The organism is Arthrobacter sp. Y3224198, assembly GCF_059090025.1.
The window spans coordinates 14,700-29,355 of the sequence record NZ_JBNHFG010000006.1 but is presented as its reverse complement, the minus strand read 5'-3'; the positions used below and the strand labels follow the sequence as shown (position 1 = coordinate 29,355).

Here is a 14,656-nt window from a genome sequence, read left to right as displayed (position 1 = left end):
ACTGTTCTGCGGGCCGCGGGAGAGGAAGCGGGAAGCCTCGGCGTGTCCGCCCTCCTGCCCGGCGGCATTGTCGGTCTTCACCGTTTTATCTGGCAGGCTTAAAGGACTATGGTGCACCTTTTTGATAGTTCTGCTTTGAAGTCCCCGTTGCCTGACGTGATCCCGGAACTCGGTGCACGGTTCGAGGCTGCCGGGTTTGAGCTTTCCCTTGTTGGCGGTCCCGTCCGGGACCTGTTCCTGGGCAGGGTGTCACCGGACCTGGATTTCACCACCAACGCCCGTCCGGACGACATCGTCAGGGTGATCAAGGGCTGGGCGGACACCTTCTGGGAGATCGGCCGCGAATTCGGCACCATCGGGATGCGCAAGGACGGCTTCCAGGTGGAGGTCACCACGTACCGGGCCGATGCCTACGACCCTTCCTCCCGCAAACCGGCGGTGGCCTTCGGCGACAAGCTCGAGGACGATCTGTTCCGCCGGGACTTCACCATGAATGCGATGGCGCTGCGGCTGCCGTCCATGGAACTGGTGGATCCTTTCGGCGGCGCCCGCGACCTGCATGCCGGGATGGTGCGCACCCCCGGCGCCCCCTCGACGTCGTTCTCCGATGATCCGCTGCGAATGATGCGCGCCGCCCGCTTCGCCTCCCAGCTCGAGGTGCAGGTGGCCCCGGAAGTCTTCGATGCCATGCGGGACATGGCCGGCCGGATCGAAATCATCTCCGCGGAACGGGTGCGGGATGAGCTGACCAAGCTGATCCGCGGCAAGGCCCCCTGGACCGGCGTGGACCTGCTCGTGGAGAGCGGGCTGGCCGGCTACGTGCTGCCCGAAGTTGCCGCACTGAAGCTGGAGATTGATGAACACCACCGGCACAAGGACGTCTACCAGCACTCCCTGACCGTGCTCCGGCAGGCGTGCGAGCTGGAGACCGACGCCGACGGCGCGGTGCCCGGACCGGACTTCGTGCTGCGCTTCGCGGCCCTGATGCACGACGTCGGCAAGCCCTCCACCCGCCGCTTCGACCCTTCCGGGTCAGTGAGTTTCCTGCACCACGACGCCGTGGGGGCCAAGCTCACCGCCAAGCGGATGAAGGCACTGCGGTTCGACAACGACACCATCAAGGCCGTCTCCCGCCTGGTGGAGCTGCACATGCGCTTCTACGGTTACGGCGACGCCGGCTGGACGGATTCCGCCGTCCGCCGGTACGTCAACGACGCCGGCCCGCTGCTCCAGCGCCTGCACCGCCTCACCCGCTCGGACGTCACCACCCGGAACCGTCGGAAGGCTGAACGCCTGGCCTTCGCCTATGACGACCTGGAACAGCGCATTGCCGCCCTGGCCGAGCAGGAGGAGCTGGCCGCGATCCGTCCTGACCTGGACGGGGAAGCCATCATGGCGCTGCTGGACGTCCGTCCCGGTCCGGTGGTGGGCCGCGCCTACCGGTTCCTGCTGGAAGAGCGGATGGAAAACGGGCCCCGGAGCGCGGATGAGGCCGCTGCCCTGCTTCGGGAGTGGTGGGCTGCACAGCCGGAAAGCGCAGTTCAGTCTTCGACACCTGATACAACGGAAGAGGAAGCCCTGCGGGGGCAGGATGAATCAGGTACAAACGCGAAGGACAAGTAAATGAGCAACGGGGAAAACTTTGGACCGGCAGTACCGGACCTGACCCCGGCCGGGACCCGGTTGCCCCGGCTCTGGCTGCTGCGGCACGGCGAGACCGAATGGAGCCGTGAAGGCAACTACACCGGCCTGACCGATATCCCGCTGACCAGTGACGGCGAAGCCCAGGCCCGGGCTGCACGGGAGAAGATCGGTCCGGTCACTTTCGACCGCGTCCTGACCTCGCCCCTCATCCGCGCCCGGCGGACGGCGGAACTGGTGGGCTACCCCGACGCCGAGGTGGTTCCGCACGCACACGAATGGGACTACGGCGACAATGAGGGACGCAACAGCCGGCAGGTCCGCGCGGAGAACCCCGGCTACCTGATCTGGAAGGACGGGGTGCCCAACGGCGAAACCCTGGCGCAGGTTGCCGCCCGGGCGGACCGCATCATCTCTGCGGTCCAGGCCGGATCCGGCACCGCCATGGACCAGGAGCCGGGCGCGGCGCCGGTGGAAAAGGTCCTCCTGGTGGCGCACGGGCATTTCCTGCGCGTGCTGGCCGCGCGCTGGCTGGGACTGCCTCCTGAAATGGGCCGGCACTTCGCCCTCAGCACCGCCGCAGTGTGCACGCTCGGCTGGGACAAGCGCACCCCTGCGGTAGTGGGCTGGAACCTCTGACCGACTTCCATCCCGGCCCGTCCGGTACTCCCGAAAAATAAATTCCCATGAATTTACGGAAAGTACTTGGCAGGGCCGGGATTTTTGTTGTACCTTTCTTTTGCAGGCGGTTTCACCGTCTGCCAGCAGTTTAGATCCGGATAAGCAGCAGGTGCCGCGAAGGCAGTTGCGTCCGGGCAATGTATGTCCATGCATCGTATATCCGTGTATCGCGAACAGGAGGTGGAGATTGATGATTACCATGTGGATTGGCAACGGCGTTGAAGGCGGCAATCTCTGGCCGGAGTTCCGGTTCCCGGGTGTACTCCCAGCGGAAGGATCCGGGCGGCTTCCAGCCGCGGACCGGACTATCCCCGCTTTCCGGCGCACCGTTTCCGCGTAAGCCGTCCCACTGCGCAGTTCCTCTCAGGAGCTGCCTGACCGGTTCATCACCCTTACACGTCCCCGCCCGGCTCTGCCAGGTCCGGGAATGCCGTGCACTGGTCTGTCCGGATCCTGCAGAGGGTACTGAAAAGCATTTTCCGCCCTGGTCGGGTTTTCACCCGTAAATCGCCCCGGCGTAATTCTCGTGCTTTTTATGCCGTTTGCATGCTAATACTTCGCTTCATTCTTTGTGCCCAATCGGGCTGTCTTTATTGGAGACTTCCGTGTCTAAATACCCATCGCCCAAATACCCCCTGCCCAAATACCCCCTGCCCAAATACCCCAGGTCCGAATATCCGTTGCCTGAGTATTCCGTGCCCGATACGGCAGTGCCCGCTTCGACGCTGCCGGTCACTGCCGGGTCCGATTCCATGCCGTACCCAGCCGGTGCCGAGCGGGCCACTGCGGTGCTGCCCCTGCGTCCGCCGGCCCCTGCCCATGTCCTGCAACGAGCCTTGAAGGAGGTGTATGTGATGTTCAAGCGTCTTCGCAGTTCCTACCTCCGCACCAGCGCCGTCCGTGACGCCCGGCTGGATGCGGCACTGACCGGAAACCAGGGCCACCTGCTGCTGCACTATTTCAACTCCGTGAAGTGACACTGCAAGCACCCGGCCGCCTGGCCCGGCACCCCGGCACCGCCCGGCACCTCCTGCAACCGAGGTGCCGGGCGGTGCTGCTGTCTGTGGCAGCTGCGCAGCACGGCGATGTGTCCGGCCCAACAGGAAACAAAGCGTGGCCCCGCGGCGTTATAAAGTCGATAGAGAAGATACCGGTCAGGAAGGGAGCGAAGTGCCCCAGGTCAAGCGTGTGGCCATGCTCTCCCTCCATACCTCCCCCCTGGAACAGCCAGGCTCCGGCGACGCCGGCGGCATGAATGTGTACGTCCGCTCCGTGGCGCTGGAACTGGCCCGCTCCGGGACTGAAGTGGACATCTTCACGCGGGCCACGGACCCGCAGCAACGCGCCGACGTGGAACTGGCTCCCGGCGTTACCGTCCGCCACGTCCAGGCCGGACCCCTCCATAAGGTCCCCAAGGAGCAACTGCCCTACCTTGACCTGGCCTCCGCCGTCATTGAGGCCCAGCCCTTCCTGCTGGACGGCGCCTTCGACGTGGTGCACTCGCACTACTGGGTTTCCGGCACGGCAGGACTGGCCGTGGCCCGGCAATGGGACCTGCCGCTGGTGCACACCATGCACACCATGGCCCGGGTCAAGAATCTCCAGGCCCAGCCCGGGGAGACTCCGGAGCCGCAGATCCGCATCGACGGCGAACAGCAGATTGTCCGCGGAGCCTCCCGCCTCATCGCCAATACCAGTACCGAGGCCGCCGAACTGGAGACGCTGTACGGGGCCGACCCCGACGCCGTGGACGTGGTGGCCCCCGGCGTGGACCTGAGCGTGTTCTCACCGCGCGGCAGGCCGGGCGTCCAGGCGGGGCAGGGCTTCCTGCCGGGCGTCTTCCACGTTGTTTTTGCCGGCCGCATCCAGCGGATGAAGGGCCCGCAGGTGCTGGTGGAGGCCGCTGCGGAGCTTCGCCGCCGCCGCCCGGATATCCCCTTGCGCATCAGCATCCTCGGTGCCGGCAGCGGTGCCTCCGTCCTTGACCTGGCTCCGCTGGTCCGCCGGCTCGGACTGCAGGACACAGTCTCCCTCCGCCCTCCGGCAGAACCCCGCCAGCTGGCGGACTGGTTCCGGGCCGCGGACGTGGTGGCCGTCCCGTCCTTCAGCGAGTCTTTCGGCCTGGTGGCCTTGGAAGCACAGGCCTGCGGCACTCCCGTACTGGCAGCCAACGTGGGGGGCCTGCCCATGGCCGTACGCAACGGCCGCAGCGGGGTCCTGGTGGACGGCCATGCCCCCGCCCGCTGGGCGGCGGAACTGGAAGCGCTCTATGACGGCGCGGACCGGCGTCGTACGTTGGGAGAAGGAGCCGCGGCGCACGCGCAGGCCTTCGGATGGCGGCGGACCGCCATGCTCACCGCGGAAAGCTACCGCGAGGCGGCGGAGCACCATGCCAGCCGCTCGGTGCGGAAGTAGGGGCACCGGGCGCCAACACCACCGGCTGCTGGTAGCTTGGCTTGCATCCAATGACCCGGCCGGCGATGCGATCCGTTGACGGCGCAGCGGAAGGAACATGACCATGGGCACCAGCGTTCCCTCAGATCTGGAGATTTCCCGCTCGGCCAAGCTGCAGCCCATTGCGGACATTGCCCGCGGGGCCGGGATCCCGGAGGACGCCCTTGAGCTCTACGGGCGATACAAAGCCAAGGTGGACCCGGCGCTGCTGCCGGCGGATACCGCCCGGGGAAAGGTTGTCCTGGTCACGGCCATGAGCCCCACCCCCGCCGGCGAAGGAAAATCCACGGTCACCGTGGGCCTGGCCGACGCTCTGCAGCGGGCGGGGAAAAGTGTCTGCATAGCCCTCCGCGAACCCTCCATGGGCCCGGTGCTGGGTATGAAGGGCGGTGCCACCGGTGGCGGCTACTCCCAGGTGGTGCCGATGGAGGACATCAACCTGCACTTCACCGGCGACTTCCACGCAATCACCGCCGCGAACAACGCACTTGCCGCGCTGGTGGACAACTCCATTTTCCAAGGCAACGAATTGGGGCTGGACCCGCGCCGCATTGTGGTCAGGCGGGTACTGGACATGAATGACCGGGCGCTGCGGGACATCGTGATCGGCCTGGGTGGGCCGGCGCAGGGTGTGCCCCGGCAGGACGGCTTCGACATCACCGTGGCGTCGGAGGTGATGGCCGTCTTCTGCCTCGCCCGCGACCTCGCGGACCTTACTGATCGGCTGTCCCGGATCACCGTCGGCTACACCTACGACCGCCGGCCCGTAACGGTTGCCGAGCTGGGCGTGCAGGGCGCCATGACCCTGCTGCTGCGCGAGGCCCTGAAACCGAATCTGGTGCAGACCCTGGCCGGCACTCCGGCCCTGGTCCACGGGGGCCCCTTCGCCAACATAGCCCACGGTTGCAACTCGGTGATTGCCACCCGGACCGCGCAGCGGCTGGCGGACATCGTGGTGACCGAGGCCGGTTTCGGTGCCGACCTGGGCGCGGAAAAGTACCTGGACATCAAGTCACGGGTGGCGGACGTGGCTCCGGAGGCGGTGGTGGTGGTGGCCACCATCCGGGCCCTGAAAATGCACGGCGGCGTGCCCAGGGCCGAACTGGCGGCGGAGAACCTGCCGGCGCTGGACGCCGGCATTGCCAACCTGCACCGGCACCTGGAAAACATCCGCCGGTTCGGGATCAACCCGGTGGTGGCGATCAACCGGTTCAGCACGGACACGGACGCGGAATTGCGCCGGCTGGCCGATTGGTGTGCCGGTGAAGGCGTCAGCGCGGCGGTTGCGGACGTCTGGGCGCACGGCGGCGGCGGACCCGGTGGTGACGCGCTGGCCGGGGCGGTGCTGGCCGCACTGGAACAGCCGACGGCCTTCCGGTTCCTGTATCCGGACAGCCTGCCCGTGGAGGAGAAGATCCGGACGGTTGCCCGGGAGATCTACGGTGCCGCCGACGTCGAGTTCGCCCCCGCCGCGCTGCGCCGGCTGCAGGAGATCAAGGCGCGGGACCTGGACAGCCTGCCGGTGTGCATGGCCAAGACCCAGTACTCCTTCTCCGACAACCCCGCCGCCCTGGGTGCGCCTGCCGGGTTCACGCTGCATGTGCGGGACCTGTCGATCAAGACCGGCGCCGGCTTCGTGGTGGCACTGACCGGGGCGGTCATGACGATGCCGGGGCTGCCCAAATCCCCGGCGGCGCTGCGTATGGGAGTGTCCGCAGACGGCACGCCCGAGGGGTTGGTCTAGCCCGGGACATTTCCGGATACACCAACGCCCCTGCTCCCGCAGTGCGGGAGCAGGGGCGTTGGTGTTAAGCGCGGGGCCAGGGCCTAGCGCTCGACCTCGCCGCGGATGAACTGCTCAACCTTTTCCTTGGCAATGTCGTCGTTGTACTGCTCCGGCGGGGATTTCATGAAGTAGCTGGATGCCGAGAGGATGGGGCCGCCGACACCGCGGTCCAGGGCGATCTTGGCCGCACGGACGGCGTCAATGATGACACCGGCGGAGTTGGGGGAGTCCCACACCTCCAGCTTGTACTCCAGGGACACCGGGGCGTCGCCGAAGTTGCGGCCTTCCAGCCGGACAAAGGCCCACTTGCGGTCGTCGAGCCAGGCAACGTAGTCGGACGGGCCGATGTGCACGTCGTCGGCCTTCAGGGCAGCGGAAGTGTTGGAGGTGACCGCCTGGGTCTTGGAGATCTTCTTGGACTCCAGGCGCTCGCGCTCGAGCATGTTCTTGAAGTCCATGTTGCCGCCGACATTGAGCTGGTAGGTGCGGTCCAGGACCACGCCGCGGTCCTCGAACAGCTTGGCCATCACACGGTGGGTGATGGTGGCGCCGATCTGGCTCTTGATGTCATCGCCAACAATCGGGACACCGGCGGCGGTGAACTTGTCCGCCCATTCCTTGGTGCCGGCAATGAACACGGGCAGGGCGTTGACGAAGGCGACGCCGGCGTCGATGGCGCACTGGGCGTAGAACTTGGCAGCCTGTTCCGAGCCGACCGGAAGGTAGCAGACCATCACGTCGACGGCGTTGTCCCTCAGGGCCTGGACAATGTCCACCGGCGCGGCGTCGGACTCCACGATGGTCTCGCGGTAGTACTTGCCCAACCCGTCGAGGGTGTGGCCGCGCTGCACCGTGACGCCGGTTTCGGGAACGTCGGCGATCTTGATGGTGTTGTTTTCGCTGGCGCCGATGGCCTCGGCCAGGTCCAGTCCCACCTTCTTGCTGTCGACGTCGAAGGCGGCAACAAACTGCACGTCATTGACGTGGTAGTCGCCGAACTTCACATGCATCAGGCCAGGGACGGTTTCGCTGGGGTCGGCGTTTCGGTAGTACTGGACACCCTGCACCAGCGAAGCTGCGCAGTTTCCTACACCGACAATTGCCACCCGGATGGGGTTCTCGGACACGGTTCTCCTTCGAAGAATATGTTGAATGCTGCGCCCCCGGCGCAGACAACCACCACAGTCTACGTGCTGCCAGTCACTTGTCTTACCCCGCGCGGAACCGATTGGTGCACGCCCCGCCGCCTTTGGCAGCCTCCGCACCTAAACTGGACACGCGAGAGCCTTCCGCTGTCCAGGCATGGGAGCCCCCAATGTCCGCTTTCCCCAAGCCCCCCGATCCGGCCTTCCACCCCGTGCACCGCGTGTACCCCGTGCGGCGGGCCGTGGCCGCCGGGGCTCTGGCGGCCGCACTGGGACTGGCCGCCTGCACGTCCGCCCCCGCCCCGGACGGCACCCCGTCCGCCTCGGAATCCTCAACGGCGCCCACTTCCACCGCGGGCGCAGGCTCCGCCGCGGACTGCCCCACGCTGGCCGCGACGGTGCCCACCGCCAGTCCACGGGGCGGGACCATCTCTCCTTCTGCCGGTGATGCTCCGGCGCTGTCCCGGTCCGACGGCGGCACATCAGCCGTCGCCGATGCCGACATCACCCGACGCGGCGGCTCCCCGGCTGCCTCCGCCTCCGCCTCCGCATCCGGCTCCGGCTCCGGCGCCGCGGTAGAGGCGACCGGGGGGAGCCGCCTCTCACTGGAAAGCTCCAGCGTGGGCTCCAGCGGGAGCGGCACCGGCGGCGTATCCAGCACCGGCACAGGATCCCTCGTGGAGCTGACCGATACCACGGTGAGCACCGACGGCCCGTCCGCAGCCGGTCTTGCCGCCGGGGACGGCGGGGCCGTTACGGGGACAGACCTGACGGTGTCCACGTCCCAGGACAGCGCCAATGCCCTTGCCGCCGTCGGCGCCGGAGCGCAAATCTCGCTGAACCGCTCCACCGCCTCAGCCACCGGGAACCTTTCAGCTGCCGTCTACTCGGCCGGCGATGTTTCCGTCTGCGGGCTGGCCGGGACTTCCCGTTCCGCCGAAGCGGCCCTGGTGGAAGGCGCCAACACCCTCACCAGCACCCGTTCGACGCTGGACGGCGGCACCCACGGCGTACGGCTCTACCAAGGTGCCTCCGGGGGACCGGCGGGCGGCAGCCTTACCATTTCCGGGGGCCGCCTGACGGGACGGACCGGTGACGCCGTGTTGATCGAGGGGGTGCCGGCTACGGTGACACTCAGTGACGGTGCCGACCTGAGCGCAGGGTCGGGCCGGCTGATTAACGTGACCGCCGGCGGGTCCGGCACCGTCACCGTGACCGAGACGCAGCTGCGCGGAAACCTCACCGCCGAGCCCGGGAGCGGGTTGGACCTGTCGCTGGCGTCCAACAGTTCCGTCAGCGGCACGCTGACAAATGTGTCGGTGACCCTGGACACCACATCCACAGTCAGCCTGGAGTCCGATTCCACGGCGGCTTCAGTTGCCGGAGCCGAAGTCAGCGGGAACGGGATCCTCAACATTGCCGGAAACGGGCACACCCTCACCTACGACGCGTCCGCTCCGCAGAGCAGCTACCTCAACGGCGCCACCTACAGCCTGGCTCAGGGGGGAACACTCTCGCCCGCCGGGCCAGGCGACGGGGTTCCCTGACCTGCCCGGGGCCCTGTTGGATACTGATAGCCATGGAACCGAATCCCCAGCGCCGTCCGGTGCGCATTGTGGTCCCCAGCCGCAATGACCCGTTCCTGCGGAACTTCACCGAAGCAATCGGCGGTCCGCTGGGCCGTTTCACTGCTCCCGGCATTGTCTCGCCGGGATTCTTCACGGTGGAGCGGGTGCTGATCCTGCTCACCACGGTTTCCGCACTGCTGGCTGTACTGGTCAAAATGCCTTGCCGGGCGGGCGGCTGGAGCACTCCGGACCACTTCTACCAGGCCTGCTATTCCGATTGGCCGGAGCTGTTCCGGGCCAGGGGGCTGGGGGACGGCGTCTTCCCGTTCTTCACGGAGGGCGCCCTGTTTGAATACCCCGTGCTCCTGGGACTGCTGGCCGGTGCCACGGCGCTGCTGGTGCCCGGCGAGGGGGCTTCGGACCTGCGCACGCTGCAGTATTTCGACGTCAACGCCTTCCTCGCCGCAGGCGCCTGGATTGCCACCGTGGTGGCGACCATGCGGATGTCCGGCAGACGGCCGTGGGACGCCGCCATGGTGGCGGTGGCGCCGGCCGCCATCCTGGCAGTGTTTATCAACTGGGACATCTGGGCGGTGATGCTTGCCACGGCAGGCATGCTGGCCTTTGCCCGGAACCGGCCGGTGCTGGCCGGTGTGCTGATTGGCCTGGGCACCGCCCAGAAGCTCTATCCGGTGCTGATCCTCGGCGCCGTCCTGGTGCTGGCACTGCGGACCCTGCGGCTGCGGCCGGCCGTTCTTGCATTTGCCGCGGCCGGGGTTACCTGGGCCGCGGTAAACCTGCCTTTCATCCTTCGCGACTACGGGTCCTGGCGCTATTTCCTGGATTTCACCGCGGACCGGCCAGCGGGCTTTTCATCCGTCTGGTTTGCCTGGAACCTGACCACGCAACGCTACGGAGGCCCGGAAGCGGACGCAGCCGTCATCAATGTGTGGGCCTATCTGTTGTTTGCTGCCGCCTGTGCCGGCATTGCCGTGCTGGCACTGACATGCAGGCGCAGGCCCCGGTTGGCGCAGCTGGCGTTCCTCATAGTTGCCGCCTTCATCCTCACCAATAAGGTGTATTCACCGCAGTTTGTGCTGTGGTTGATTCCGCTGCTGGCGCTCGCCCGGCCGCGGTGGCGCGATTTCCTCATCTGGCAGTTCTTCGAAGTGATGCATTGGTGGGCCATCTGGATGTATCTGGCCCAGCAAACCTCCGGCGGCCCCGCCGAACACAACATCGACGCCCCGTACTACGTGCTGGCCGTGCTCGGCCATGTGCTGGCCACCGCTTACCTCATGTACCGGGTGGCTGCGGACATTCTGGACCCGGCCCAGGACCCGGTACGCCGCACCGGTGCGGACGATCCCCAGGGCGGGCCGTTTGACGGCGCCGCGGACCGGCTGCTCCTGAAGCGCCGCCATGCCGTTCGGGTACCCTTGGAAAGGCATGCGGCCCCGGCGAAAGAAGCACAGTGACACCCGTTCCATACCGTTCCGAGCAGCTTGACTCCAAGGAATTCGAAGTCCTCGCCGCCGCACATCCCGACGTCGTGATTCCGCTCGAGCAGACCCCGTATTGGGCGGACTTCGAGGCGAAGCTGGGCCGCAGCCCGTACGGCATCTGGGCTTACTACGACGGTGAGACGCTGGTGGCGACGGCCAGTTACCTGCGCTCGGAACGGCGCCTGCGCCCGTCACTGGTAGTGGTCAACGGACCCACCTGGTTCACCACCCGCACGCACAACGCCGAAGCCCGGCTGGTGTACACCGTGCAGGAACAGTTCCGGGCTGATCCGGCCGTGGATCCGCTGTACATCCGGATGCAGGTGCTGCATCCGCAGCCACCCGTGACGGGGCCCTTGGAGCACGGCTGGTACGAGCGTGAAATCGTGGTGGACCTGACCCCGGACACGGACGCCATTTTCGCCTCCTTCCGCTCCAACGCCCGGAACCTGATCCGCAAGGCGGAAAAGCTCGGCGTCGAGGTGCGGACCATTGAACCGGAGCGGTGGGCGGAGGTGTTCCGCACGGAGCTGTTCCCGATCATGCAGGAAACCGCTGCCCGGGACGGGTTCTCCAGTTTCGAATCCACGTTCTACGAGACACTGCTGACCGAACTGGGCGAGTACCTGCGGCTGATGGTCGCCTATGTGGAGGGCAAACCCGTCTCCTGGCTCATCACCACCGAATACCGCGGCTACTCCGTGTACTACTTCGCGGCCAGCTCCTCCGACGCCCGCAGGACCAATGCGCCCTACCTGCTCCTCTGGGAGGCGTTCAAAGTGCTGAAGGAGGCCGGGAACACCGCCTGCGGCCTCACCGGCATAGTCAGCGAGAACTATCCGGGCCTGATCAACGTCACCACCTTCAAGCGGAACTTCTCCAAGACGGTGGTCACCATTCCCACCACCTATGACATCCCGCTGCATCCCCGGCGGTACGCTCTGGTGGCAACAGCGTTGAAAATCCGGCGGGAGGCACCCGGGAAACTCCGGGCACTGCCCGCCGCCACCAAGGCCCTCGCCGGCCGGCTCGCCGGACGCAACGGGCAGTAAGGCACAACCAATGAGCGACGTCAGCGTAGTGGGATCCGGCCCCAACGGGCTGGCGGCCGCGGTCATCATGGCCCGGGCGGGCCTCTCGGTCCGGGTCTTTGAAACGGATGCCACCGTGGGCGGGGGCAGCCGGACCAAGGAGCTGATGCAGCCGGGGCACGTGCATGACATCTGTTCGGCGGTGCACCCGATGGCGCTGGCCTCCCCGTTCTTCCGCAGCTTCGGACTGGACCGCCGGATAGAGCTGGTGGTGCCGGAGATTTCCTATGCCTCACCGCTCGACGGCGGCCGGGCAGCCCTGGCGTACAAGGACCTGGACCGGACGGTGGCCGGGCTGGGACGCGACGGCGCCGCCTACCGGCGGTTGATGGAGCCGCTGGTGAAGCGCAGTGAAGCCATCACCGAACTCCTGATGGGTTCGCTGCTGAGCGTCCCCCGGGACCCGGTGGCGCTGGTCCGTTTCGGGCTTGCGGTCCTGGACCAGGGCACCGCCTTGTGGAACCGGCGCTTCACGGAGGACGCCGCCGGTGCCCTGCTGACCGGAGTCGCCGCGCATCCGGTGGGAAGGATGCCCTCGCTGCCCTCGGCCGGCGGCGGGCTGATGCTCAGCACCCTCGCCCACTCGGTCGGCTGGCCCATCCCGGTGGGCGGCTCGCAGGCCATCGCCGAAGCGCTCGCAGATGATCTGCGGGAGCACGGAGGCAAGATCATCACCGGGCACAAAGTCGCGTCGCTGGCCGAGGTGGCGGACTCCCGCGCCGTCATTATGGACGTGTCACCGTCCGTGTTCCTGGAACTGGCAGCAGACAGGATGCCGTCCGGCTATGCACGGGCCCTGGAGCGTTTCAAATACGGCAACGCCGCCTGCAAGGTCGATTTCATCCTGTCCGGTCCCGTGCCGTGGACCAATCCCGAACTGTCCCGCTCCGGAACCGTACATCTGGGCGGCACCCGGGCCGAGCTGGCGGATGCCGAAGCGGACGTGGCCGCCGGCAGGCACCCCCGCCGCCCGTACGTCCTGCTGTCCCAGCCCAGCGGATTCGATCCCACCCGGGCACCCGCCGGCAGGCACGTCCTGTGGTCCTACTGCCATGTCCCGGCCGGCTCCACGGTGGACATGACCGAAGCGGTCACCGCACAGATCGAACGGTTCGCCCCCGGGTTCCGGGACGTGGTGGTGGACTCGCACGTCACGACGGCGGCGGGGCTGGAGCAGTACAACGCCAACTATGTGGGCGGAGACTTCGGCGGCGGTACCGTGACGCTGGCACAGATGCTGATCCGGCCGGTCCCGTCACCGAATCCGTGGCGTACGCCGCTTCCCGGCGTCTACCTGAGTTCAGCCTCAACACCTCCGGGTCCCGGTGTGCACGGCATGGGCGGCCAGCATGCAGCGGAGCTGGCGCTGAAGGACGTTTTTGGGCTGCCGATGCCGGACCTGGCCCCGGCACGCGCATAGTCCCCTGCGTTCCGGCCGGGCAACATGTGACCGGAACCACGAAACCCGCTATGTTATCGGGTACCGGCACCGCTGCCGGGCACTTGAACTGGGGGAACAAGGTATGGGGGACAGGTCTGTGGAAAACTACGGTCCGGTTGCGGGAACACAGGGATTCGGGGCAGCACCGCCGCCTCCGCCGGGCACGGGAGCGGGTCACCAGCCGCCGTTCCACCAGCCGGGGGCGCAGTCCCGGCCGGAAACCGGACAGCAGTGGCAGCAGCTTCCCCCGCCGCCGGGCGGACCGGGGGAAGCGCCGCAGGGACACTCGAACCCGAAACGGCGCAAGCGCCTGATCATTGCGGGCAGCGTGACCGCAGGACTGCTGGTGGTCCTGGGAGTCGGCGGCTTCTTCGGCTACAAGTACCTGAGCGAGACGACGTACAGTCCCCGCGTCCAGGCCGAGGAATACCTCCAGGCACTGGTTGACGGGAAGCTGGAAAAGGCCCTGGACATGGCGCCTGCCGATTCGGACCTGGACAATTCCCTGATGACCGACGAGGTCTACTCGAAGGTGGAGAACCGGATCAGCGGTTTTGAAATCACGGACGTCATGGTCGACGGCGATAAGGCCGAGGTGGCGGTTGACGTGGAGCAGGGCTCGGAAACAGAAGCCATGAAACTATCGCTGTCCAAGGCTGGGACCGAGGCAGTGCTCTTCAAGAAATGGAAAGTCGACGCGCCGCTGGGCACATGGTCGCTGCGCTATCTGGTGGACCCGGATGTTACCGGCACCGCCGTAAACGGCGTGGACTTCAAAGCCCCGGAGGACGGCCGGAAATTGGCGGTTATGCCGGGCGACTACACCTTCAATGCTCCCGACGGCACGAAATTCGTCAGTTACGGCGAGGACGAAAAAATGAGCGTTGGCCTGGACTCGCAGGAATCACTGATGGGAGTGGGCTTCATCCCGGAGATCACGGACGCGGCACGCGATGAGATCCGGGCCCAGACCAGGGCGCACCTGGACGCCTGCATGAAGTCCACCGAACTGCTGCCAAAGGGCTGCCCGAACAAGGCCGACGGCGAAGACCCCAACAACTTCCGCAACATCAAGTGGAGCATGACCAGGGAGCCCACGTACGCGGTCATCGAGGGTGACCCGAGCACCCCGTTCCCCGTCACGGCGGAAAACGGGCAGTTCACGCTGGAAGCCGAAATGAAGCAGGGCGATGACTGGGGAATGCAGAAGGGCACCGTTGAGCTCTACTCGATGCCTGCCAAGGTAAATATCCAGGGCGAGACCATCACCATGGAGTTCGCAGACTAGCGCCCATGCGCTGACGGAGTCCTCCGGGGCCTTGCGTCCGGGGCCCGGTCATGGGG

Annotated in this window: 11 protein-coding genes; 10 read left to right on the top strand and 1 reads right to left on the bottom strand. The window is 66.7% G+C overall.

Going from position 1 to position 14,656, the window contains the following annotated elements:
- The first annotated feature begins 108 nt into the window (after nucleotides 1-108).
- From AC5RUF_RS04970 to AC5RUF_RS04950, 5 genes are all read left to right on the top strand, one after another.
- Entirely contained in the window at nucleotides 109-1,623 is a 1,515-nt protein-coding gene (locus tag AC5RUF_RS04970) for a CCA tRNA nucleotidyltransferase (RefSeq protein ID WP_493996715.1), read from the top strand.
- Nucleotides 1,624-2,280 carry a histidine phosphatase family protein gene (locus AC5RUF_RS04965; RefSeq protein WP_493996716.1) on the top strand — a complete coding sequence of 219 codons (657 nt, stop codon included), beginning with the start codon at nucleotides 1,624-1,626 and terminating at the stop codon, nucleotides 2,278-2,280. It abuts the gene before it with no gap.
- A 647-nt stretch (nucleotides 2,281-2,927) separates the two neighbouring features.
- Nucleotides 2,928-3,299: an immunoglobulin domain-containing protein gene (locus AC5RUF_RS04960; RefSeq protein WP_494129901.1), complete on the top strand. Its 372-nt coding sequence runs from the start codon at nucleotides 2,928-2,930 to the stop codon at nucleotides 3,297-3,299.
- Nucleotides 3,300-3,492: 193 nt separating this feature from the next.
- Nucleotides 3,493-4,737 (top strand): D-inositol-3-phosphate glycosyltransferase, encoded by a 1,245-nt coding sequence (mshA, locus tag AC5RUF_RS04955; protein ID WP_493996718.1) that lies wholly within the window; start codon nucleotides 3,493-3,495, stop codon nucleotides 4,735-4,737.
- A gap of 103 nt (nucleotides 4,738-4,840) precedes the next feature.
- Nucleotides 4,841-6,520, top strand: coding sequence for a formate--tetrahydrofolate ligase (locus AC5RUF_RS04950; RefSeq protein ID WP_494129900.1), 1,680 nt, complete (start codon nucleotides 4,841-4,843; stop codon nucleotides 6,518-6,520).
- Between the two features lie 83 nt (nucleotides 6,521-6,603).
- Here AC5RUF_RS04950 and AC5RUF_RS04945 read toward each other — a convergent pair whose 3' ends face one another.
- Nucleotides 6,604-7,689, bottom strand: coding sequence for an inositol-3-phosphate synthase (locus tag AC5RUF_RS04945; RefSeq protein ID WP_494129899.1), 1,086 nt, complete (start codon nucleotides 7,687-7,689; stop codon nucleotides 6,604-6,606).
- Between the two features lie 188 nt (nucleotides 7,690-7,877).
- Here AC5RUF_RS04945 and AC5RUF_RS04940 point away from each other — a divergent pair, with 188 nt between their 5' ends.
- The 5 genes from AC5RUF_RS04940 (at nucleotide 7,878) to AC5RUF_RS04920 (ending at nucleotide 14,600) form a co-directional block, all read left to right on the top strand.
- The gene (locus tag AC5RUF_RS04940; protein ID WP_494129898.1) at nucleotides 7,878-9,254 is read left to right on the top strand and encodes a hypothetical protein; all 1,377 of its coding nucleotides are present in this window, start codon (nucleotides 7,878-7,880) and stop codon (nucleotides 9,252-9,254) included.
- Nucleotides 9,255-9,286: 32 nt separating this feature from the next.
- Nucleotides 9,287-10,753 (top strand): glycosyltransferase family 87 protein, encoded by a 1,467-nt coding sequence (locus AC5RUF_RS04935; protein WP_494129897.1) that lies wholly within the window; start codon nucleotides 9,287-9,289, stop codon nucleotides 10,751-10,753.
- Entirely contained in the window at nucleotides 10,750-11,832 is a 1,083-nt protein-coding gene (locus tag AC5RUF_RS04930; protein ID WP_494129896.1) for a lipid II:glycine glycyltransferase FemX, read from the top strand. Before AC5RUF_RS04935 ends, AC5RUF_RS04930 begins: the two co-directional genes overlap by 4 nt.
- 10 nt (nucleotides 11,833-11,842) lie before the next feature.
- Complete coding sequence (locus AC5RUF_RS04925) at nucleotides 11,843-13,291, top strand: phytoene desaturase family protein (protein ID WP_494129895.1); 1,449 nt, start codon at nucleotides 11,843-11,845, stop codon at nucleotides 13,289-13,291.
- A 103-nt stretch (nucleotides 13,292-13,394) separates the two neighbouring features.
- Nucleotides 13,395-14,600: a hypothetical protein gene (locus AC5RUF_RS04920; protein WP_494129894.1), complete on the top strand. Its 1,206-nt coding sequence runs from the start codon at nucleotides 13,395-13,397 to the stop codon at nucleotides 14,598-14,600.
- Nucleotides 14,601-14,656: the final 56 nt, after the last annotated feature.